This is a genomic window from Amycolatopsis eburnea, from assembly GCF_003937945.1.
Lineage (GTDB): Bacteria > Actinomycetota > Actinomycetes > Mycobacteriales > Pseudonocardiaceae > Amycolatopsis > Amycolatopsis eburnea.
On record NZ_RSEC01000021.1, the window covers coordinates 169,773 to 189,946 of the forward strand.

The 20,174-nt window shown below is 72.3% G+C and carries 23 protein-coding genes; 12 read left to right on the forward strand and 11 right to left on the reverse strand.

Features of this window, described 5'->3' with window-relative positions; genetic code table 11:
* Nucleotides 1–216 precede the first annotated feature (216 nt).
* The 3 genes from EIY87_RS04640 (at nucleotide 217) to EIY87_RS04650 (ending at nucleotide 2,619) form a co-directional block, all read left to right on the forward strand.
* On the forward strand, nucleotides 217–936 hold the full coding sequence (locus EIY87_RS04640; RefSeq protein WP_125306391.1) for a lysophospholipid acyltransferase family protein: 720 nt from the start codon (nucleotides 217–219) through the stop codon (nucleotides 934–936).
* Nucleotides 936–1,952 (forward strand): NAD(P)H-dependent glycerol-3-phosphate dehydrogenase, encoded by a 1,017-nt coding sequence (locus EIY87_RS04645; RefSeq protein ID WP_125306392.1) that lies wholly within the window; start codon nucleotides 936–938, stop codon nucleotides 1,950–1,952. The genes EIY87_RS04640 and EIY87_RS04645 overlap by 1 nt, the downstream gene beginning before the upstream one ends.
* A gap of 187 nt (nucleotides 1,953–2,139) precedes the next feature.
* Nucleotides 2,140–2,619, forward strand: coding sequence for a cysteine dioxygenase (locus EIY87_RS04650; protein WP_125306393.1), 480 nt, complete (start codon nucleotides 2,140–2,142; stop codon nucleotides 2,617–2,619).
* Nucleotides 2,620–2,721: 102 nt separating this feature from the next.
* Here the strand turns inward: EIY87_RS04650 and EIY87_RS04655 are convergent, their stop codons facing one another.
* From EIY87_RS04655 to EIY87_RS04680, 6 genes are all read right to left on the reverse strand, one after another.
* Nucleotides 2,722–3,696: an asparaginase gene (locus EIY87_RS04655; protein ID WP_125306394.1), complete on the reverse strand. Its 975-nt coding sequence runs from the start codon at nucleotides 3,694–3,696 to the stop codon at nucleotides 2,722–2,724.
* Nucleotides 3,697–3,710: 14 nt separating this feature from the next.
* Nucleotides 3,711–4,532 carry a class I SAM-dependent methyltransferase gene (locus EIY87_RS04660; RefSeq protein ID WP_125306395.1) on the reverse strand — a complete coding sequence of 274 codons (822 nt, stop codon included), beginning with the start codon at nucleotides 4,530–4,532 and terminating at the stop codon, nucleotides 3,711–3,713.
* Nucleotides 4,529–4,909 (reverse strand): VOC family protein, encoded by a 381-nt coding sequence (locus tag EIY87_RS04665; RefSeq protein ID WP_125306396.1) that lies wholly within the window; start codon nucleotides 4,907–4,909, stop codon nucleotides 4,529–4,531. Before EIY87_RS04665 ends, EIY87_RS04660 begins: the two co-directional genes overlap by 4 nt.
* A gap of 64 nt (nucleotides 4,910–4,973) precedes the next feature.
* A complete protein-coding gene (locus EIY87_RS04670; RefSeq protein WP_125306397.1) occupies nucleotides 4,974–5,714 on the reverse strand; it encodes an FAD:protein FMN transferase in 741 nt (246 codons plus the stop codon).
* On the reverse strand, nucleotides 5,711–6,145 hold the full coding sequence (locus tag EIY87_RS04675) for an FMN-binding protein (protein ID WP_125306398.1): 435 nt from the start codon (nucleotides 6,143–6,145) through the stop codon (nucleotides 5,711–5,713). The genes EIY87_RS04670 and EIY87_RS04675 overlap by 4 nt, the downstream gene beginning before the upstream one ends.
* Before the next feature lie 14 nt (nucleotides 6,146–6,159).
* Nucleotides 6,160–7,506 (reverse strand): ferredoxin reductase family protein, encoded by a 1,347-nt coding sequence (locus EIY87_RS04680; protein ID WP_125306664.1) that lies wholly within the window; start codon nucleotides 7,504–7,506, stop codon nucleotides 6,160–6,162.
* A 147-nt stretch (nucleotides 7,507–7,653) separates the two neighbouring features.
* Here EIY87_RS04680 and EIY87_RS04685 point away from each other — a divergent pair, with 147 nt between their 5' ends.
* Together EIY87_RS04685 and EIY87_RS04690 are read left to right on the forward strand one after the other, a co-directional pair.
* Nucleotides 7,654–8,364 (forward strand): response regulator transcription factor, encoded by a 711-nt coding sequence (locus tag EIY87_RS04685; RefSeq protein WP_125306399.1) that lies wholly within the window; start codon nucleotides 7,654–7,656, stop codon nucleotides 8,362–8,364.
* Complete coding sequence (locus tag EIY87_RS04690; RefSeq protein ID WP_125306400.1) at nucleotides 8,361–9,794, forward strand: sensor histidine kinase; 1,434 nt, start codon at nucleotides 8,361–8,363, stop codon at nucleotides 9,792–9,794. Before EIY87_RS04685 ends, EIY87_RS04690 begins: the two co-directional genes overlap by 4 nt.
* Here EIY87_RS04690 and EIY87_RS04695 read toward each other — a convergent pair.
* Nucleotides 9,760–10,353 carry a dihydrofolate reductase family protein gene (locus tag EIY87_RS04695; protein ID WP_125306401.1) on the reverse strand — a complete coding sequence of 198 codons (594 nt, stop codon included), beginning with the start codon at nucleotides 10,351–10,353 and terminating at the stop codon, nucleotides 9,760–9,762. The two genes, EIY87_RS04690 and EIY87_RS04695, sit on opposite strands and share 35 nt — an antisense overlap.
* 70 nt (nucleotides 10,354–10,423) lie before the next feature.
* Nucleotides 10,424–11,065 carry a pyridoxamine 5'-phosphate oxidase family protein gene (locus tag EIY87_RS04700; protein WP_125306402.1) on the reverse strand — a complete coding sequence of 214 codons (642 nt, stop codon included), beginning with the start codon at nucleotides 11,063–11,065 and terminating at the stop codon, nucleotides 10,424–10,426.
* An 80-nt stretch (nucleotides 11,066–11,145) separates the two neighbouring features.
* Here EIY87_RS04700 and pdxR point away from each other — a divergent pair, with 80 nt between their 5' ends.
* The gene (gene pdxR / locus EIY87_RS04705; RefSeq protein ID WP_125306403.1) at nucleotides 11,146–12,516 is read left to right on the forward strand and encodes a MocR-like pyridoxine biosynthesis transcription factor PdxR; all 1,371 of its coding nucleotides are present in this window, start codon (nucleotides 11,146–11,148) and stop codon (nucleotides 12,514–12,516) included.
* Nucleotides 12,517–13,309: 793 nt separating this feature from the next.
* Nucleotides 13,310–14,404, forward strand: coding sequence for a D-alanine--D-alanine ligase family protein (locus EIY87_RS04710; protein ID WP_125306404.1), 1,095 nt, complete (start codon nucleotides 13,310–13,312; stop codon nucleotides 14,402–14,404).
* Here the strand turns inward: EIY87_RS04710 and EIY87_RS04715 are convergent.
* Together EIY87_RS04715 and EIY87_RS04720 are read right to left on the reverse strand one after the other, a co-directional pair.
* The gene (locus EIY87_RS04715) at nucleotides 14,401–14,937 is read right to left on the reverse strand and encodes a DUF3515 domain-containing protein (protein ID WP_191983951.1); all 537 of its coding nucleotides are present in this window, start codon (nucleotides 14,935–14,937) and stop codon (nucleotides 14,401–14,403) included. The genes EIY87_RS04710 and EIY87_RS04715 overlap by 4 nt on opposite strands.
* Nucleotides 14,938–14,956: 19 nt before the next feature.
* Nucleotides 14,957–15,190, reverse strand: a complete 234-nt coding sequence (locus tag EIY87_RS04720; protein WP_125306405.1) for an Lrp/AsnC family transcriptional regulator — start codon at nucleotides 15,188–15,190, stop codon at nucleotides 14,957–14,959.
* 124 nt (nucleotides 15,191–15,314) lie between these two features.
* On the opposite strand from EIY87_RS04720, the gene EIY87_RS04725 reads away from it, so the two are divergent.
* Nucleotides 15,315–16,271, forward strand: a complete 957-nt coding sequence (locus EIY87_RS04725) for a thiamine-phosphate kinase (RefSeq protein ID WP_125306406.1) — start codon at nucleotides 15,315–15,317, stop codon at nucleotides 16,269–16,271.
* A gap of 16 nt (nucleotides 16,272–16,287) precedes the next feature.
* Nucleotides 16,288–16,767: a GNAT family N-acetyltransferase gene (locus EIY87_RS04730; protein ID WP_125306407.1), complete on the forward strand. Its 480-nt coding sequence runs from the start codon at nucleotides 16,288–16,290 to the stop codon at nucleotides 16,765–16,767.
* Here the strand turns inward: EIY87_RS04730 and EIY87_RS04735 are convergent.
* Entirely contained in the window at nucleotides 16,754–17,908 is a 1,155-nt protein-coding gene (locus tag EIY87_RS04735) for a glycoside hydrolase family 27 protein (protein WP_225439708.1), read from the reverse strand. The two genes, EIY87_RS04730 and EIY87_RS04735, sit on opposite strands and share 14 nt — an antisense overlap.
* Nucleotides 17,909–17,989: 81 nt before the next feature.
* Here EIY87_RS04735 and EIY87_RS04740 point away from each other — a divergent pair, with 81 nt between their 5' ends.
* The 3 genes from EIY87_RS04740 (at nucleotide 17,990) to EIY87_RS04750 (ending at nucleotide 20,060) form a co-directional block, all read left to right on the forward strand.
* Complete coding sequence (locus tag EIY87_RS04740; RefSeq protein ID WP_125306408.1) at nucleotides 17,990–18,520, forward strand: gamma carbonic anhydrase family protein; 531 nt, start codon at nucleotides 17,990–17,992, stop codon at nucleotides 18,518–18,520.
* Nucleotides 18,521–18,550: 30 nt separating this feature from the next.
* A complete protein-coding gene (locus tag EIY87_RS04745) occupies nucleotides 18,551–19,228 on the forward strand; it encodes a uracil-DNA glycosylase (protein ID WP_125306409.1) in 678 nt (225 codons plus the stop codon).
* 64 nt (nucleotides 19,229–19,292) lie between these two features.
* Entirely contained in the window at nucleotides 19,293–20,060 is a 768-nt protein-coding gene (locus tag EIY87_RS04750; protein ID WP_125306410.1) for an alpha/beta fold hydrolase, read from the forward strand.
* Nucleotides 20,061–20,174 lie beyond the last annotated feature (114 nt).

Consider the following 20,174-nt stretch of genomic DNA (forward strand, 5'->3'; position numbering starts at 1 on the left):
GGCGGGGCGGGTGGTGGGCGGCGGGGTGGGTTGTCCACAGGTGACGGCGGTTGTGGACAACTTGGGGTGGCGGGCTCGGCGCGATGTCATGAAAGGGTCGTTCACCTCGCCAGACGACATGAACGACCCTTTCATGACATCCCCCGCGGCGCGCGAACGCACCCTCCCTGGACTGCCCCGGGCCCGGCGCGGCAGGATCAGCACCGGACGTGAGACGTGGAGGAGGAGATCGTGGCCCGGCGTGAAAAGGGTGGCTTCTGGGTGGGGCTCGCCGCCGTACTGTTCTACCCGATCACCGGGATCGCGCGGCGGGTCTACATCGGGGACGAGAAAGTTCCGCGGCAGGGGCCCGCGTTGCTCGTGCTGAACCACATCTCGCACCTCGACCCGGTCGTCGACGCCGTGTTCGTGCACCGGGCGAAGCGGGTGCCGCGGTTCCTCGGCAAGGAGAGCCTGACCCGGACGCCGATCTTCGGGAAGATCTTCGTCGGCTCCGGGCAGATCCCGGTCTCGCGCGGGTCGGCCGCCGCCGGGGACAGTCTCAAGGCCGCGCACGAGGCGCTGCAGGCGGGCAAGATCGTCGTGATCTACCCCGAGGGCACCATCACCAAGGACCCGGCCGGCTGGCCGAAGGAGTCCTTCACCGGCGCCGCGCGGCTCGCGATCCAGAACGACGTGCCCGTGATCCCCATCGCGCGCTGGGGCACCAGCCAGCTCTTCAACGGCTACACCAAGAAGTTCACGCCGTTCCCGCGCAAGACCATCACCCACCGCGTCGGCGACCCGCTCGACCTGTCGGCCTACCGCGAAGGCAGCGTCCGCAGCGCGTCGAAGCTGCGTGAGGTCACCAAGGTCATGATGGACGAGGTGACCCGGCTGCTCGCCGAGATCCGCGACGAAGAACCGCCGTCGGAGAAGCCGGGGGAATCCGCCTGATGCGCGCCGACGTGCAGCGGGTCACCGTGCTCGGGGCCGGGTCGTGGGGCACTGCCTTCGCGAAGGTGCTCGGGGACGCCGGCCGCGACGTCACGATGTGGGCGCGCCGGGACGAGGTCGCGGAGGACATCCGCGAGCGGCACGCCAACAGCGCGTACCTGCCCGGCGTCGAGCTGCCGGAGAACATCACCGCCACCAGCGACCCGGCGAAGGCGCTTGAAGGCGCCGAAGCCGTCGTGCTCGCCGTGCCCAGCCAGAGCTTGCGCGCCAACCTGACGTCGTGGCGCGGTCTGCTGCCGCCGGACGCGATCCTCGTGAGCCTCGCGAAGGGCGTCGAACTCGGCACGCTCAAGCGGATGAGCGAGGTGATCGGGGAGATCGTCGGGATCGACGCCGGCCAGGTGGTGGTGGTCACCGGGCCGAACCTGGCCAAGGAGATCGCCGCCGGGCAGCCGTCCGCTTCCGTGCTCGCCTGCGCCGACCACGAGCGGGCCGTCGCGGTCCAGCGCGCCTGCGCCAACTCCTACTTCCGCCCGTACACCAACACCGACGTCGTCGGCTGCGAGCTCGGCGGCGCCTGCAAGAACGTGATCGCGCTCAGCACCGGCATGGCCGCCGGGCTGGGCCTGGGCACCAACACGATGGCGACGCTCATCACGCGCGGCCTCGCCGAGATGGCCCGCCTCGGCGCGAAGCTGGGCGCGGACCCGCTGACGTTCGCCGGGCTCGCCGGCGTCGGCGACCTGGTCGCGACCTGCTCGTCGCCGCTTTCACGCAACCGGACGTTCGGCGAGCGCCTCGGCCGCGGCGAAACCCTCGAACAAGCGCAGGCGGCGGCCGGCGGGCAGGTCGCCGAGGGCGTCATGTCCTGCTCGTCGATCCGGGCGCTCGCGCGGAGCGTCGGGGTCGACATGCCGATCACCGACGCGATGCACCGCGTCTGCCACGAGGGCGTCGACCCGCGGCAGGCGGGCGCCGAGCTGCTCGGGCGGTCGCAGAAGCACGAGTGGTCCTGATCTCCCGGCAGGTGGGAGGCCTTGACCGGGCGGGGAGGGGCTGCGACTCTGGTCGCATGTTCGCGCACGAGATGACTGAGCCGCGGGGCCTCCTGGGCCGCCGCGCCGTCGTGTGCGCGTGTCGCTGTTGTCGGTGAACCCCAGCCCCGGCCCAGCTCGACACCCCTTTTCTTTCGTGAGGACCCCCATGTTCGCCGTTCCGGACAACACCCTGCTGCGTCCCGAAAACCCCGCGCTGCGCCACCCCGTGCGCGTCGCGCTGGAGGTCGCCGCCGACCGCGACCGCTGGAAGCACCTGCTGCGCTACGACCCCGACGAGCGCTTCGCCGCGCTCGTCGAGAAGGACGAGCGGCAGGAGATCTGGCTCATGAGCTGGCTGCCCGGCCAGCACACCGACCTGCACGACCACGCGTTCGCCAGCGGCGCGTTCACCGTGGTCAGCGGGCACCTGACGGAGGCGGTGGCGCGCCGGGCCCCGGGCGGCCGCGCGGTCACCGAGCTGCACGCGCTCGCGGCGGGGCAGTCGCGGGTGTTCGGCCCGGGGTACGTGCACGAGGTGCGCAACGACGGCCCGGACCCGGCGATCTCGGTCCACGTCTACCGCGACGCGGGCCGCGCGATGCGCCCGTACCACCTCGACCCGCTGGGCGGCCCGGTCCTGGACTGACCAGAGCGCCCCAATGTGGCGTTGGTTGCGTCAGACGCACCGAACGCCACATTGGGTGCGCTGGACGCACCGAACGCCACATTGGGGCGCTTGGGTCCGGGGTCAGTCCAGGTCGCCGCGCGAGCGGAACTCGCGCTCGATCTCGTCGCGGCCGGCGCCGGAAGCCAGCAGAGTGCGCAGCAGGATCCGGGACTTGCGCGCGTCCAGCCAGCCCGCCATCGTCGCGCCCATCGCGATCAGGCTGGACTCCGAACCGTGGAAGCCGTACGTCGAGCGCAGCGTCGGTCCCGCGCCCGTCCGCGAAGCGACCACCACCGGCAGCGATCCCACCAGCCGCGCCACCACGTCGGCGGTGCCCGAAGACACGTGGCCGACGCCGGTCGCCGCCAGCACGATCCCGCGCACGCCCGGCTGCGTGGCCGCGTGCGCGAGGACCGCGCCCGAGTCGTCGAGACCCGCTTCGACCACCGGGACCAGCCCGCCGAAGTCCTCGCCGGTGAGCGCCGGGGGCCGCGGCGGCGACGGGTGGAAGTAGTGCACCGCGTGCTCCACGACCATGCCCAGCGGCCCCGCCGGCGCCGACGTGAACGCCTCCAGGTGGCTCGAATGCGCTTTCCGCACCCAGCGCGCCGCGTGGACGTCGTCGTTCAGCGTGACCAGCGCGCCCCGGCCGCGGCTGCGGGGATCGGCCGCCACGGTCAGCGCGTTGCGGAGGTTGGCCGGGCCGTCCGGGCTGAGCAGGCCCGCGTTGCGCATCGCGCCGGTGACGACCACCGGGATCTCCGACGGCCAGCACAGGTCGAGGAAGTACGCGGTCTCCTCGAGGGTGTCGGTGCCCTGCACGACGACGAACCCGTCGGCGTCCTGCCGCAGGCCCCAGTCGCGGCACCGCAGCAGCGTCGCGAAGTCCATCGACGCGCTGCCGATCCCGGCCAGGGTTTCGGCGCGGACGTCCATCGGCAGCTCGCCGAGCGCGCCGACCAGTTCGGCCGCGCCGATCCGCGGGACGGCGCCGGTGCCGGGAACCGGGGCCATCGAGATGGTTCCGCCGAGGGTGGCGACCGCGATCAAGGGCATGCGGCCCACCCTATTCAGCCGTGCTTGACCGCCTGGAGCGTGTAGCTCGCCGCGAGCCGCGACGGCGTGTCCTTCAGCCGCCACTCGTCGGTGGCTTCGTCGTGCGCCATCTGGCCGGGGATCGCGTTCCACGGCACGCTGTCGTGCTCGGTGAACGCGGTCAGCGTCAGGCCGTTGTCCAGCAGCGCGGTGATGATCTCGCCCAGCGAGTGGTTCCACGAGTGGCTGACGCTGTTGGCCAGCGGCCGGTCGGTGGCGACGTAGGTCTCGGGCTCGTCGAACACCAGCGGCTCGGCGTGCTCGAAGTACGGGTACCGCGGCGCCGCCGGGTCGTTCTCGTCGAGCGACCACAGCATCGGGTGCCCTTCCCGGACGAACAGCCGCCCGCCCGGGCGCAGCAGGCCCGCGACGACCGACGCCCACCGCGCCACCGAAGGCAGCCAGCACAGCGCCCCGATCCCGGTGTAGACCAGGTCGAACCCGCCGGCGCCCAGCACTTCGACGGCGTCGTACACGTTGGCCTCGTGGAAGTCGATCGACGTGCGCGCCGCCGTGGCCAGCTTCCGCGCCTCCGCGAGCGCCGCGCCCGAGAAGTCCAGGCCGGTCACCGAAGCGCCGAGCCGCGCGAGCGACACCGTGTCCGTGCCGATGTGGCACTGCAGGTGCACCGCGCGCAGCCCGCCGATGTCACCCAGGCGCGGCCGGTCGAACCGGACGACGGCGCTCAGGTACGCGGGATCCGCGGCGAAGTCGGCGAAGTTGTAGTCCGGCGACGCCGCGTGCAGGACCGCGCGCTCGTCCCAGTTCGCCTTGTTGACGGCGAACGAGTCCGTCACGACGTCGCCGCGCGTTCGGCCGCGCTGCGCAGGACGCAGAACTCGTTGCCCTCGGGGTCGGCGAGCACCGCCCAGCCGGTGCCGTCGGGCTTGCGGAGGTCGTTCACCAGCGTCGCGCCCAGGCCGAGGATCCGCTCGACCTCGTCGTCGCGCGCGACGTCCGGCTGCAGGCACACGTGAAGGCGGTTCTTCACCGTCTTCGGCTCCGGGACGCGCAGGAACAGCAGGTCGATCCCGCCCTCGAGCGCGATGCCGCACTCGTCGTCGCCCGGCTGGTCCTCGTCCGGGATCGGCTTCCCGGTGACCTCGCTCCAGAACTGGCACAGCTTGTACGGGTCGGCGCAGTCGACGGACACGTGCAGGACGGACGAAGGCATGGCACTCCTCTGGTGACGGGTACGCCCGATTTTGGCCGAGCGCCCGTCCCGGAGCGAGCCGATTTCAGGAAGCCAGCGCCAGCCCCGCCGTCCGGTGCACGCGGCGGCTGTCGTCGACGATGAGGATCTCGCAGTCCGGCCGGTCGGCCGCCCACGTGATGCCCTCCTCGCCCATCGCGAACGCCGCCGTGGCGAGCGCATCCGCCGTGACCAGGTCGCCGGCCACGACGGTGACGCTCATCAGGCCGGTCGCGGGGGTGCCGGAGCGGCCGTCGAGGATGTGGGAGCCGCGCTCGTACGCCGCCGACGTCGCGATCGCGCCGTTGCGCGACTCCAGCACCGCGCACACCGCGAGGGGCTGCTCGGGGTGGCGGACCCCGACCCGCCACGGGCGGCCGGGTTCCGGCTCGCCCGCGGTGACGACGTCGCCGCCGGCGTTGAGGCAGAACGTCGTCGCGCCCTCGGCCTTCAGCATGTCGGCGGCGCGCTGCACCGCCCAGCCCTTCACCACCGCGCACGGGTCGAGGCCGCGCCCGGGCAGCCGCGCCCGGAACGCGCCGCCGGAAAGCTGCTCGTAGTACGCGCAGAGTTCGAGGACCTCCAGGAGGTCGTCGCTCAGCTCGGCGGCCGCGAGCTCGCCGCGGTCGTACCGGCTGACCTCGCTGTCCGCCTTGAACGGGCTGAACCGCGCGTCGACGTCGTGGAACCAGGCGAAGACGTCGTCGACCACCTCGCCGAAGTCCTCTTCGTCCCGCAGGTCGAGGGAGATCGGCAGGCCCATGATCTGCTCGACGCGGACGCTCATCGGTTCCCCCGCTGGTCGATCGCGGCCTGCAGCGAGGTCTTGTAGGACTCGCTGGTCTCGGTCGCGCCGGTGATCGTGTCGATGTCGGCGCTCTGGGCCTGCATCGCTTCGTCCTGCAGCTTCGGCAACGCAGTCAGCGCCCGGCCTTCGTTCGGTGCCTGCAGCAAGGTGATGGCGGTGAGCCGCGAACCGGTGAACGTCACCTGGACCTGCACGACGCCGTACTTGCTGGATTCGGCCGAGCCCTGCGTCGTCACCGTCGCGTTCGCACTGTCCGAAGTGGAGGGTGCGGTCGACGGCGCGGCCGGCGCGCTGGTGGCGGGCGGCGCCTGCGCGACCGCGGCGGTGTTGTGCACCGGCCCCGGCTCGAACCGCCAGACCGCGATGAAGCCGGCGATCGAGAGCGCGACGACGAAAATGGTCTTCTTCACGGTGAAAACTCCCCCTAGGCCGCGAGGCTGAAGCGTTCGGCGTGGACCTGGGTCTTCGGCACCTTCAGCTCGCGCAGGCTGCGCAGCACGGCCGACGTCATCCCCGGCGGGCCGCAGACGAACACGTCCCGGTCGTGCACGTCCGGCACCATCATGTGCAGGTTCGCCGGCCCGAGCACCGCCCCGCGCGGCCCGACCGCCTGGTCCGGTCCGGTGAGGACGCTGATCTCGGCGCCGCGGGCCTTGGCCAGCCCGTTCAGCTCCGGCAGCAGCACCGCGTCGGCCTGCGTGCGGACCCGGTACAGCACGACGACGTGCCCGTCGATGTCCTCCAGCAGCGCGCGGATCGGCGTGATCCCGACGCCGCCCGCCACGAGCAGCGCGTTGGGCCGCCGCTGGTGGATGGTGGTGAAGGCGCCGTACGGGCCTTCGGCGAACACCCGCGTCCCGACGCGCAGGTTGCGCAGCGACGCGCTGGCGTCGCCGAGCGCCTTCGCGGTCAGCCGCAGCGTGCGGCCGTCGGGCGCGGCGGACAGCGAGAACGGGTTGGCCTGCCACCAGCGGTCCTTCGTGAGGAACCGCCACAGGAAGAACTGGCCCGCGCGCGCCGGCATCTTGTCCAGGTGCTTGCCGGTCATGTAGACGGAAACCACGTCGGGGGCTTCGGAAACCACGGCGGTGACGCGCAGCTGGTGGCGCACGTTGCGCCACAGCGGGAGCAGGACGCGCCCGGCGAGCACGGCGGCGCCGGCGCCCAGCCACATCGTCCACCAGTACGCCTTCGCCGCCGGCGCGCTCGCGAACGACGTCCCGAGCGCGATCTGGTGCGTGAACGCCAGCACGATGGCGGCGTAGGTGTAGAGGTGGATGAAGTGCCACGTCTCGTACGCCAGCCGCTTGCGCGCGAACTTCGCCGAAGCCGCGCCCACGATCAGGATCACGGCGAACGCGACCAGCGCGCGCAGGATGCCCTCGAGGGTGTTGGCCATCTCGACCAGCTCGTCGACGACGCCCTTGTCGGTCACCTCCGCGTAGCCGAACGCGATGAACACCAGGTGCGCGAGCAGCGTCCACAGGATCGTGAAGCCGGTCCAGCGGTGCCACGTGGTGAGCCGGTCCATCCCGATCCGCCGGTCCAGCCACGGCAGCCGCGCCACGAGCAGCAGCTGGAACGCCATCGCCAGCGCGCCGTACATCCCGGCGAGCCGCCCGATGCCGATCAGCACGTTCTGCGACAGGCCGGCTTGGGCGAACAGCGCGGTGACGGCCACCACGTTGGCGCCCAGGAAGGTGAAGAGGCCGGATTTCGCGGCGATCCGGGGGCGGATCGCCGGGCGCGCGGCCTCGGCGGTCTGCGTCATGGTGGTCACACGGATCCCCCTCGCTTTCGGTTCACGAAGGCCAGCCTCGCCACGCAGCCTGTGGCGAGTCTGGGTGCGGGCTGTCGGATTCCTGTCGGCCCGCGCCACGGCTCGCCCGCGCCGCGCGCGCCGGGAGAAGATGGGGGAGTGCAGAGCCCCGAGACCGTGCGCCTGCTCGTCGTCGACGACGAGCCGCACATCGCCGACCTCGTCGCCACCGTCGCCCGGTACGAGGGCTGGCAGGCGGTCACCGCGGGGTCCGGCCGGGCCGCGCTGACCGAGGCGGCGGCGTTCGGCCCGGACATCGTCGTGCTCGACCTGATGCTGCCCGACCTCGACGGCTTCACGGTGCTCGACCGCCTGCGCGAGAACGGCAACGCGGTGCCCGTGGTGTTCCTCACGGCCAAGGACGCGACGTCCGACCGCATCGCCGGGCTCACCCGCGGGGGTGACGACTACCTCGTGAAACCGTTTTCCGTCGAGGAGCTGATGGCACGGCTGCGGGCGGTGCTGCGGCGCAGCCACGGCGGCGTCCAGGCCGCGGCGCGCGGGGCCGTGCTGCGGGTCGGGGACCTCACGCTGGACGAGGACACCCGCGAAGTCCGCCGCGGCGACCGCCCGGCCGAGCTGACGCCGACCGAGTACGAGCTGCTGCGCTACCTCATGCGCCGCTCGCCCGCGGTGCTGACGAAGGCCCAGATCCTCGACCACGTCTGGGAATACGACTTCGGCGGCCGGTCCAATGTGGTCGAACTGGTCATCTCGCACCTGCGGCGCAAGCTCGACGCGGGCGAGGGCGAACCGCTGATCCACACCGTGCGCGGCGTCGGCTACGTCGTGCGCCAGGTCAACCGGTGAGGCGCTGGTTCGCGAAGTGGTACGGGGCCTGGCAGCGCACGCGGCTGGGCACCCGGATCACGCTGGGGCTCGGCGCGCTCGCGCTGGTCGTGTTCGCCGCCGTCGGCGTCACGATGGTGGGGATCATGCACGGCTACCTCGACCGCCGGCTCGACGAGCAGCTGTCCAAGAGCCAGAACACCCAGCTCCCGCAGCTGCGCGAGACGCACGGCTCGCCGCAGTCGGTGTACTCCTGGTATTCGGCGCTGTACAAGGTGCGCGACGGCGTCGCGACGCCCGAACCCGGCGGCCGGCTGCCCGGCGATGCCCGGCAGCTGGCGAAGATCGCCGCGGACGCGGTCGGCGGTGACGTCACGCGCACCGTCTACCTGCGCGACGACGGGCCGTACCGGGTGCGCGCGTGCCCGGTCGACAACGGGTCGGTGCTGCTCTCGGCCGCGCCCCAGAAGGATCTCGACGGGACGGTCCAGCAGCTGATCTGGGTCGAGGTGGCCGCGTTCTCGCTCGCCCTCGGCGTCCTGGTGGTCGTGGGACGGCTGGTGCTGCGCCGCGGCCTGCGCCCGCTGGCCGACATGGCCGGGACCGCGCACGACATCGCCTCCCACGACCTCACCGCCAACCCCGCCCTGCCGGTGCGCGCGGCCGGCACCGGCGGCGGCGCCGAAGTCGAGGAGCTGCGGACGGCGTTCAACGTGATGCTGGCGCACATCGACACGTCGCTGGCGGCGAAGACCGAGGCGAACGAGCGGCTGCGGCGGTTCGTCGCGGACGCCTCGCACGAGCTGCGCACGCCGCTGACGTCGATCCGCGGTTACGCCGACCTCTTCCGCTACGCCGCGGCGAACGAGCCGGCCGAGCGGGAGGCGCACCTGGCCAAGATCCGCGAGGAGACCGCGCGGATGACGGTGCTGATCGACGACCTCCTGCTGCTGGCCCGCCTCGACGCGCGCGCGGCCGAGACGCCGTTGCGGCCCGAGCGCGTCGACCTGGCCGAGCTGGCGGGCGACGCCGCGGACGCGTTCGCCGCCGGACGGCCCGGCCACCCGCTGACGTCGTCGTTCGAACCGGCCTTCGTGGACGCCGATCCCGTGCGGCTGCGGCAGGTGCTCGACAACCTGCTGGCCAACGCCGCCGTGCACACGCCACCCGGGACGGCCGTGCACCTGTCGGTGGCGGTCGCGGACGGCGCGGCCGTCGTCGCGGTCACCGACGCCGGGCCGGGCATCGCGCCCGCCGACCGGGAGCGGATCTTCGACCGGTTCTTCCGCGTCGACGACTCGCGCACCCGTGGCAACGGCGGTACCGGGCTGGGGCTTTCGGTGGTCCAGTCCCTGGTGACGGCGCACGGCGGGACGGTCTCGGTGGCCTCGGAACCGGGCCGGACGACCTTCACGGTCAGGCTGCCGCTCGCCGGTCGTAGTGGGCGATGAGCACGCCCTTCGTGGTCGTGACGCTGCGGGTGAGCGTGAACTCGGTGAACGGCGCGGTTTCGTCGAAGAGGCGTGCGCCGGTGCCGAGCGTGAGCGGGTGGATCACCAGCGTGTAGCGGTCGACCAGGCCGGCCGCGTGCAGGGCGCGCACCAGCGAGGCGCTGCCGACGACCGACAGGTCGCCGCCGGGCCGCGCCTTCAGCTCGGCGACGGTCCGGGTGGCCTCTCCGCGCAGCAGCACCGAGTTCTGCCACGCGCTCGCGTCCTCGAGGGTGGTCGAGGCGACGTACTTGGTGACGGCGTTCAGGTGCGTGGTGAAGGGGTTGCCGTCCTCGCGCCGGCTCCACGCCTTCGTGAAGTCCTCCCAGGTGCGGCGGCCGAAGAGCATGTCGCCGGCCCGGCTCATGCCCCGGCCCATCTCCCCGGCCAGGACGGCGTCCTGGTACCGGGTGCCCCAGCCGCCGTGGCGGAAGCCGCCGCGGGTGTCCTCGTCCGGGCGGCCGAGGCCCTGGACGACGCCGTCGAGGGTGACGTTCATGGTGACGGTGAGCGAGCGCATCGCGCGTCCTTCCGCTTCGGTGGATCTGCCACTCGCTACACGAACGGAACCCGCGCGGATCGACACCGCCTCAGCGGCCGGCCACGTGCTCCGGGATCGTCCAGCCGGGGGAGAGGTCCTCGGACGGCTCGGGCGCGCCGAAGACCGTCCGCACCGGCAGCACCCCGGCCCAGGCGGCGTCCGCCTCGACGTCCTCGGGCTCGTCGCCGGGGCCCTCGGCGCGCATCTTCACCGACGCCTCGCCGAGGTCGAGCGCGAGCACGCTCACCGCGGCGAACTCCTTGGCGTTGACCTCGCGGGCGTGCTCCCACGAACCCGGCGCGAGGTGGTCGGTGAGCACCTTCAGGCCGTGCATCTTCGCTTCGGCGTCCAGGACCGGCTTCGCCTGGCCGAGGATGACCGCGCTGCGGTAGTTCATCGAGTGGTTGTTGACCGAGCGCGAGTAGACGATGCCGTCGAGGAGCGTCACCGTGACGCACACCTCGAGGTCCTTCGCCGCCGCGCGGAGGCTGGCCGCGCCGGTGGAACCGTGCAGGTAGAGCGTGTCGCCGTCGCGTCCGTAGCCGGTGGGCAGGACCAGCGGGACGCCGTCGCGGACGACGCCGAGGTGGCAGATGAGCCCTTCGTCGAGGACCGCGTACAGCGCCGAACGGTCGGTCACGGCGCGGTGCTTCTTGCGGCCTAGCGTGGTGCGGGGCGTCGTGGAGAGCATGCGACCAGCGTCTCCCAGCACAGTGGCATCGGAAAACGTCCACTTCTCGTACACTTGGGAAGTCCACTCGAGGAGGTCCCGTGTCCCACGCCGACACCGCGCTCCCGGTCAGCCTCGACCGCGCCGCCGTCACGCCGCTGGCCGTCCAGCTCGCCGACGCGCTGCGCGAAGCAGCCGCTTCCGGCCACCTCCGGGGCGGCGACCGGCTCCCGTCGACGCGCGCGCTGGCGGGGCGCCTCGGCGTCAGCCGCACGGTGACGTCGGCGGCCTACGAGCAGCTGCACGCCGAGGGCTGGATCGCCGGACGGCACGGCTCCGGGACGTACGTGACGACGCCGCCGTCGTTCTCGGCTTCGCAGGTCCCCGCGCCCGCGGTGCCGGCGCCGGAGACGGTGGCGCCTTCGCTGCTCGACCTGGGCCCCGGCACGCCGTGGGCGGACGGCCTGGACCGCGCGGCCTGGCGCCGCGCCTGGCGGGCGGCGGCCGACCCGGACCCGCTGGTCCGCGCCCACCGCGCGGGCCTCCCGGAGTACCGCGCGGCGGTGTCGGAGCACCTGCTGCGCCACCGCGGTCTCGCCGCGGGCTCGGTACTGGCGACCGGCGGCACGACGGCGGCGGTCGTCGAGCTGGCCGCGGCGGTGCTGGAACGCGGGGACGTCGTCGCCGTCGAGGAACCGGGCTACCAGCGCGCGGTGCAGGCGTTCCGGCGCGCGGGCATGCGGGTCGTCGGGGTGCCGGTCGACCTGGAGGGGCTGCGGCCGGAGGCGATCCCTGCGGACGCCAGGGCGGTGTACTGCTCGCCGGCGCACCAGTACCCGATGGGCAGCCGCCTGAGCGCGGCCCGGCGGGTGTCGCTGGTGGAGCGGGCGCGGGCGGCCTCGATGCTGGTCATCGAGGACGACTACGACGGCGAGCTGCGCTTCGACGTGGCGCCGCTGCCGATGCTGGCTTCGCTGGCGCCGGATGTGGTGGCGCACCTGGGGACGACGTCGAAGATCCTCACGCCGACGCTGGGCGCGGGGTGGATGGTGGCGCCGGAAGCGATCACTTCGGCGGTGCTGGCTTATCGCGATTCGACGGGGACGCGGCCGTCGCCGGCGGGGCAGCGGGTGTTGTACGAGTTCGCGCGGAACGGGGATCTGGGGCGGCATCTGCGGAAGTTGCGGCGCGAGATGGCGGAGCGGCGGACGTTGCTGGCGGGGGCGTTGGCGGCGGCGGGGATTCCGGTGCGGGGGGACGACGCCGGGGCGCATCTGGTGGTGCCGTTTTCTTCGGCTTCGGTGGAGGCTTCGGTGATCGCTTCGGCTGAGCGGCGGGGGATTCGGCTGGATGGGCTGGCGCGGCATTTCGCGGGGACGCCGAGCGCGCATGGGGTGGCGATCGGGTATGCGGGGTGTTCTCGGGAGGCTTTGGTGGCGGCTTTGCCGACGCTGGTGTCTTTGCTGCGGTGAGGGCCGGTGCGGCGGTCCGCGATGTCATGAAAGGGTCGTTCACCTCGCCAGACGCCATGAACGACCCTTTCATGACATCCCTGCGGCGCCGGGAGACCACGCGGCCAGGTGACTCTGCCGCCGGTTATCCGCTCGCCACCTTCGGGGACCTGAATGGGTCATTCAGGACGTTGGCTGCGGGGGTGGTGTTGGCCGGCTGCTGAGGCGGCGCCGGTTTCGGGTCTTGAATGAGTCATTCAGGACCTCCGGTGACGGGCCCCGGCGAAGTCGGGCCGGTGCGGCGATCCGGCCATCCGCGATGTCATGAAAGGGTCGTTCACCTCGCCAGACGACATGAACGACCCTTTCATGACATCCCTGCGGCGCCGGACAGACCACACGGCCACGTGACTCTGCCGCCGGGGTCACCCGCTCGCCACCTCCGGTGCCCTGAATGACTCATTCAAGACGTCGGGTGCGGGCGGGCGGCCTCGGCCGTGGCGCCGTTCCGGACTCCACCCGCAGCCGCGTCGGTAGCGCTGCCGGCGCGGGGCAGGCGTTGTCCACAGCCCATCCATGCTGTGGACAACTCCGGCTCGGCGACCACTTTCCCCGGTTTCTCGTCGGTGCCGCCCGATACGCTCACAAGTGGCGGTGAGCCCCCAGGGAGGGCGGGGCCCGGTCCCGGGCCCACGAGTCCCTCGACATACCGGACGTCCCACGCCCCTCACCGGTTGCGTTCGCCGCTCTCCCGGCGCCACCCGGCGTACGGGGCTGGGCTGTTCCGCGAGGTCACCGGGTACGGTGGCTCACCATGAGCGAGAAGATCCGGGTGGCGGTCGTGTTCGGTGGGCGCAGCAGTGAGCACACCATCTCCTGCCTGTCCGCCGGCAGCGTCCTGGGTCACCTCGACCCCGCGCGGTTCGAGGCCGTTCCGGTCGGGATCACCCGCGAAGGCCGGTGGGTGCTCGGCAGCGGGGACTCCGCGCAGCTCGCCATCCGCGGCCGTGAGCTGCCGTCGGTCGACGACGGCAAGGGGCTCGTGCTCGCCGGGGACCCCTCCAGCCAGGGGCTCGTCGCCGTCGAGGCCGGGCGGGAAAGCGAGCTGCTTTCGCAGGTGGACGTCGTCTTCCCGGTGCTGCACGGCGCCTTCGGCGAGGACGGCACCATCCAGGGCCTCCTCGAGCTCGCCGGTATCCCGTACGTCGGGCCCGGCGTGCTCGCCAGCGCCGCCGCCATGGACAAGGAAACCGCGAAGAAGCTCCTTGCCGCCGAAGGGCTTCCGGTCGGGACCTTCGTCGCGCTCAAGCGTGGTCAGTCCACTTTGGACGAAACCGAGCGGGCCAAGCTCGGCCTGCCCGTCTTCGTCAAGCCTTCCCGCGCCGGGTCGTCCGTCGGCATCAGCCGGGTGACCGCGTGGGACGACCTCGACGCCGCCATCGAGTTGGCCCGGGCCACCGATCCCAAGGTGCTCGTCGAAGCCGCGGTCGTCGGCCGTGAGGTCGAGTGCGGGGTGCTCGAGTTCCCGGACGGCCGCGTCGAAGCTTCGCTGCCCGCCGAGATCCGGGTGCTCTCCGAAGACGAAAACGCTTGGTACGACTTCGAAACCAAGTACCTCGGGGACGACGCCGAGCTGGACATCCCCGCCAAGCTCGACGACGCCCTCACCGAGAAGCTCCGCGCCATGGCCGTGGAAGCCTTCAAGGCGCTCGACTGCCAGGGCCTCGCCCGCGTCGACTTCTTCGTCGGGGAAGACGGCGAGCTGACCATCAACGAGGTCAACACCATGCCCGGCTTCACCACGAAGTCCGCCTACCCGAAGATGTGGGAGGTCACCGGCGTGGACTACGCGACGCTGCTGAGCACCCTCATCGACACCGCCGTCGCCCGCGGCACCGGCCTCCGCTAGGAGAACCGCAGCGGCCGCGGCGCGAGCTTCGCGGCGATCGTGTCCGAAATCTGCTGCAGCGGGCCCGTGCCGGCGCTGTCCGGCACCGTCAGCGCCGCGTAGACCTCGCGGTCCACCACGTACCACGTCGACGCGCCCTCGCCCGGCACCTGCAGCCACTGCACCTTGTTCACCAGGCGCAGCGCCGCGGTCGGGGTCAGCTCCGGGGGGCGGTTCAGGCCGCAGCGCAGCACCAGCGGGTCGTCCGTGCCCCACGCGACCGTCGCGGGCGGGGCCGGGTCGGCCAAGGTGCGCACCTTCAGAGACGTCCCGTTCGACGTCAGTTCCGTCGGCACCGCGGCCAGCAGCGTCGTGCAGCCCGGCGACGCCGCCGCGGGCGCCGGCACCGGGACCAAGGGCAGTGGCCCCGCGGTGTCGGAGGACGAGCGCTGGGTCAGCGCGAAGACGGCGACGGCGACCGCCAGCGCCACGGCGAGCGCGGCGGCGGTGACGAGGACCACCCTGGGCGGGGCTCCGGTGTCGGGATCAGGCACCGGACCACTACACCACTGCTCAGAGGTGCACGACCGGGCAGGTCAGCGTCCGCGTGATGCCTTCCACGTTCTGCACCTTCGCGACCACGAGCTGGCCCAGCTGGTCGACGCTGTCGGCGGCCGCGCGGACGATGACGTCGTACGGGCCGGTGACATCCTCCGAACTGGTGACGCCCGGGATGCTGGAGATCTCGGCCGCCACCGCGGCCGCCTTGCCGACCTCGGTCTGGATGAGGATGTATGCGTGGACCACGGCGCGCCCTTTCGTCGGGATCGGTCAGCTCAGGTAGGAACGTATCGCCAGCTCATCGAAAAACATAGGGCATCCGACTATCGGTGATCGACCTTTGTCCCGGTAGAGAAAGCAGAGGTGACCGGTGTCACCGAACGACGGAACGGTCGCCGAGACCGGGGAGTTCGCGCTCATCCGAGCCGTCACCGAAGGACGGCGCCAGCCGCCGGGCACGCTGCTCGGCCCCGGTGACGACGCCGCCGTCGTCGCCGCCCCCGACGGCCGCGTGGTCGCCAGCACCGACGTGCTCGTGCAGGGCGTGCACTTCCGGCTCGACTGGTCGCCGCCCGAGCACGTCGGGCGCAAGGCCGTCGCGGTCAACCTGGCCGACATCGCCGCCATGGGCGCGACGCCGACCACCGTCCTGGTCGGGATCGCCTGCCCGCCCGACACCCCGCGCGAGGTCGTCACCGGCCTCGCCGACGGCATGTGGGCCGAAGCCGAACGCGCCGGCATCGGCGTTTCCGGCGGCGACATGGTCCGCGCCGACCAGCTCGTGATCAGCGTCACGGCGCTGGGCGACCTCGGCGACCGCGAACCCGTGACGCGCTCGGGCGCCCGGCCTGGCGACGTCCTCGCGGTGTGCGGGCGGCTCGGCTGGGCCGCCGCCGGCCTGGCCGTGCTCGGCCGCGGGTTCCGGTCCCCGGTCGGCGTCGTCAACGCCCAGCGCTGCCCGGAACCGCCCTACGAAGCCGGGCCCCAGGCCGCCCTCGCGGGGGCCACGGCGATGATCGACGTCTCCGACGGCCTGCTCGCCGACCTCGGCCACATCGGCGAGGCCTCCGGGGTCGGCATCGACGTCCGCACCGCCGACCTCGACGTCCCGGGCCGGCTCACCGAAGTCGGCGCCGCGCTCGGCGCCGACCCCCTGGACTGGGTGCTCACGGGTGGGGAGGATCACGCGCTGGCGGCCACCTTCCCGCCCTTCACCGAGCTGCCCGCGGGCTGGCGCACCATCGGCGTCGTCACCATGGCGGACTCGGGGATCACCGTGGACGGGAAACCGTTTTCGCGAGAAGGCGGCTGGACGCACTGGCGCTGATCTAGGCTCGGCAAGCGTGAGAATCGTTCCGGTCCCCTACGACCACCCCGACGCGGCCAAGCTCATGGCCGCGGTGCAGCAGGTGTACGTCGAGCGCTACGGCGACGAGGACGTGACCCCGATGAGCCCGGCGGACTTCGACCCGCCGCAGGGCGTCTTCCTCGTCGGCTACCAAGGTGAGGAAGCGGTCGCGTGCGGTGCGTGGCGCGCCCACGACGGCCCCGCGCCGGACTTCCAGGACGGCGACGCCGAGTTCAAGCGGATGTACGTCGCCGACTCCGCGCGCGGCCGCGGGTTCGCGCGGATGATCCTGTCCGAGCTGGAGCGCACGGCGGCGCTCTGTGGCCGCAAGCGCGCGGTCTTGGAGACCGGGACCAAGCAGCCCGAGGCCATCGCGCTCTACACGTCGTCGGGCTACACCGAGATCCCGAACTTCGGCGTGTACAAGAACGAGCCCGAAAGCCGCTGCTACGGCAAGGACCTCACCTCGGTGTGAGCTTGAGGAAGGCCGCCGCGTGCGGCCGCAGCGTCGCGGAAACCCCGGTGCCGACGTCCTGGTGCGCCCACAGGTCCCGGACGGTCCACGTGCCGGGGACGTCGGCGGAGACGGTCGCGGTGGTGCTGCCGGTGTTGAGCAGCACCACCGCGAAACCGCCGCCGGACAACGGTTTCCCCCACACCTGGTAGCCGGGGCCCGCGTCGAGCCGCCGCCCCTGGCCGCCCGCGAAGTCCTGGTCGACCGCGATCGCCTCGGGGTTGGCGAGCGTCGCGAGGTCCGCGTCACCCAGCTTCGCCGGGTCGGTGCCGGCGAACAGCGGCGCGTTCAGCACCGCCCAAACGCTGAAGTGCGCGCGGGCCTCGTCGGCGGTGAGGCTGCCGTTGCCGACCTGCAGCATGTCCGGGTCGTTCCAGCCGCCGGGGGAGCCGCTGTGCACGGCGACGGCGGCCTGCTGGTCGATCGTCGCGAGCACCGAGTCCCAGGTCGCGACCAGGTCGTTGGTCGTCCGCCACAGGTTCGCCACCGGCCGCGCCCAGGTCCACGGGCTCGAGACGCCGTATTCGGAGATCGCGTAGACGATCGGGCGGGGCAGCGCGGCCAGCTCGTCGCGCATCTTCTCGAACGCCGCTTTCCGGTCGAGGCCGTCGACGGTGTCGGCGTTGCACCAGTCGTACTTGAGGTAGTCGACGCCCCAGCGGCCGAACGTCTCCGCGTCCTGGCGTTCGTGGCCCAGTGAGCCGATGCCGGACGCCGGGTAGGCGTCGTTGGCCATCGCGCACGTCCGGCTGCCGGGCACGGCGTAGATGCCGAAGAGCAGGCCGCGCGAGTGCACGTAGTCGGCGAGATCGGCGATGCCGTGCGGGAACCGCGTCGGATCGGCCCGCAGCGAGCCGTCGGCGGCGCGCGCGGGCGCTTGCCAGCAGTCGTCGACGACGACGTACTTGTAGCCCGCGTCACGCAGGCCCGTGTCCGCGAGCGCGTCGGCCGCCTTGCGCACGACGTCCTCGGTGAGGTCGTAGCAGCGGACCTGGTTCCAGCTGTTCCAGCCCATCGGCGGCGTCGCGGCCAGGCCGTTCGCGAGCGCCGGGGTCGCGACGGGCAGGCTGAGCAGCCACGTCAGCGCGACGAGGAGGAGCACGAGCGGGCTGCTTTTCGGCTTCACGGCGATGCCGTGATCCAATCGCAGGACACGTGAAACCGCAGTCACCCCGGAGGCGGCATGGCCATCTACGCACTCGGTTCGCTCGAGCCGACGATCCACCCCGACGCCTACGTCCACCCGGACGCCACGGTGATCGGCGACGTCCGGATCGGCGCGCACGCGTCCGTGTGGCCGCAGACGGTCCTGCGCGGCGACCACGGCTACATCGAGATCGGCGAGCGTTCGAACGTCCAGGACGGCTGCGTCCTGCACTGCACCGAGCGGCACCCGACGATCCTCGGGCCGTCGTCGGCGATCGGGCACGCGGTGCACGTCGAAGGCGCGACGATCGGCACCGGCTGCCTGATCGCGTCCGGTTCGGTGGTGCTGAACGGCTCGGTGATCGAGGACGGCGGCATGGTCGGCGCGGGCGCGGTGCTCTCCTACGGCTCGCACGTCAAGACCGGCGAGATCGCGCTGGGCGTGCCGGGCAAGACGCGGGAGAACAAGTCGTTCAGCGCGGAGAACATCGCGATGGTGGTGGAGTCCTACGTCCAGCGCGGCCGCAGGTTCAAGGCGGAGCTGCGGCGGCTCGACCCGCTCGGGTGACGTCGGCCACGCCCGGTAGGCTTGCGCGCCGTGACCGCACGACCGCTGCAGGAGATCGTCGAGGCAGGCTGGGCCGAGGCCCTGGAACCGGTGGCGCCGCAGGTCGCCGCGATGGGGGAGTTCCTCCGCGCGGAGATCGCCGCGGGCCGGACGTACCTGCCGGCGGGTGAGCACGTGCTGCGGGCGTTCAAGCAGCCGTTCCACGACGTGCGCGTGCTGATCGTCGGGCAGGACCCGTACCCGACGCCCGGGCACGCGGTCGGCTTGAGCTTCTCGGTGGCGCCGGACGTCCGGCCGATCCCGAAGAGCCTGGTCAACATCTACAAGGAGTACGCCGACGACCTCGGCCACCCGCTGCCGTCCAACGGCGACCTGACGCCGTGGGCCGAGCAGGGCGTCCTGCTGCTCAATCGGTCGCTGACCGTGCAGCCCGGGAAGTCGAACTCGCACCAGGGCAAGGGCTGGGAAGCGGTCACCGAGCAGGCGATCAAGGCCCTGGCGGCCCGGTCTGAGCCGATGGTGGCGATCCTGTGGGGCCGCAACGCGCGCAACCTGCGCCCGATGCTGGGCGACGTCCCGTGCATCGAGTCGGCGCACCCCAGCCCGCTCTCGGCGCACAACGGCTTCTTCGGGTCGCGGCCGTTCAGCCGGGCGAACCAGATGCTGGAGCAGCAGGGCGCGGCGCCCGTCGACTGGAAACTTCCCTGAGCACCGGTGTCCGGATCCGGGTGACGGCTCCGACCAGGGGTAAACGAACCTTGGAGGACACCCCATGAACGTCACATCGGCCGACGGCACGTCGATCTTCTTCGAGCAGCGCGGTTCGGGCGCGCCGGTGATCCTGGTGGGCGGCGCGTTCAACGACCGCACGACCGTCGCGGGCCTGGCGGACGTCTTGTCCGATGACTTCACCACGATCGTCTACGACCGCCGCGGGCGCGGCGATTCCGGAGACACCGCGCCGTACGCGATGGAGCGGGAGATCGAGGACCTCGCGGCGCTGATCGCCCACGTGGGCGGCACGGCGTCGGTGTTCGGCCACTCGTCGGGCGCGGTCCTGGCCCTGGAGGCGGCCGCGGCAGGGATCGGGATCGAGCGCGTGGTGGCGTACGAGCCGCCGTACGCCACGCCGGAGCACCCGCGCGGCGACGTCGTGGACGAGGTCCGCGCGCAGCTGGCGGCGGGCGACCGGGACGCCGCGGTGGCGACGTTCCTGCAGGTCGCGGGCACGCCGGCGGAGCTGGTCGAGGGGATGAAGCAGGCGCCGGTGTGGGGCTGGTTCACGGCGCTGGCACACACGCTCCCCTACGACCTGACGATCTGCGGCCCGGGCGCCCACCCGCGCGGCTCGCTGGCCCGGATTTCGATCCCGACCTTGGTGATCGGCGGCGGCGCGAGCGACGAAGCGCTCCAGTCAGGCGCCCGCGCGGCGGCCGAGGCGGTCCCGGGAGCCCGTCACGAAACCCTGGCGGGCCAGGACCACGGCGTGCTCCAGTACCCGGAGACGCTGAAGGACCTGCTGACCGGCTTCCTGAAGTAGACCCAAGCGCCCCAATGTGGCCTTCGGTGCGTCTGACGCACCCAAGGCGGCCTTCGGTGCGTCAGACGCAACCAAGGCCGCCTTGGGGCGCTTGAGGCCGGACATGAAAATGGC

What these genes read in the sequence shown, in the direction of transcription:
- EIY87_RS04645 (WP_125306392.1), top strand. Translation starts at nt 936, where the DNA reads ATGCGCGCCGACGTGCAGCGGGTCACCGTGCTCGGGGCCGGGTCGTGG.
- EIY87_RS04650 (WP_125306393.1), top strand. Translation starts at nt 2,140, where the DNA reads ATGTTCGCCGTTCCGGACAACACCCTGCTGCGTCCCGAAAACCCCGCG.
- EIY87_RS04655 (WP_125306394.1), bottom strand. Translation starts at nt 3,696, where the DNA reads ATGCCCTTGATCGCGGTCGCCACCCTCGGCGGAACCATCTCGATGGCC.
- EIY87_RS04665 (WP_125306396.1), bottom strand. Translation starts at nt 4,909, where the DNA reads ATGCCTTCGTCCGTCCTGCACGTGTCCGTCGACTGCGCCGACCCGTAC.
- EIY87_RS04670 (WP_125306397.1), bottom strand. Translation starts at nt 5,714, where the DNA reads ATGAGCGTCCGCGTCGAGCAGATCATGGGCCTGCCGATCTCCCTCGAC.
- EIY87_RS04680 (WP_125306664.1), bottom strand. Translation starts at nt 7,506, where the DNA reads ATGACGCAGACCGCCGAGGCCGCGCGCCCGGCGATCCGCCCCCGGATC.
- EIY87_RS04695 (WP_125306401.1), bottom strand. Translation starts at nt 10,353, where the DNA reads ATGCGCTCGCTCACCGTCACCATGAACGTCACCCTCGACGGCGTCGTC.
- EIY87_RS04700 (WP_125306402.1), bottom strand. Translation starts at nt 11,065, where the DNA reads ATGCTCTCCACGACGCCCCGCACCACGCTAGGCCGCAAGAAGCACCGC.
- EIY87_RS04710 (WP_125306404.1), top strand. Translation starts at nt 13,310, where the DNA reads ATGAGCGAGAAGATCCGGGTGGCGGTCGTGTTCGGTGGGCGCAGCAGT.
- EIY87_RS04740 (WP_125306408.1), top strand. Translation starts at nt 17,990, where the DNA reads ATGGCCATCTACGCACTCGGTTCGCTCGAGCCGACGATCCACCCCGAC.
- EIY87_RS04750 (WP_125306410.1), top strand. Translation starts at nt 19,293, where the DNA reads ATGAACGTCACATCGGCCGACGGCACGTCGATCTTCTTCGAGCAGCGC.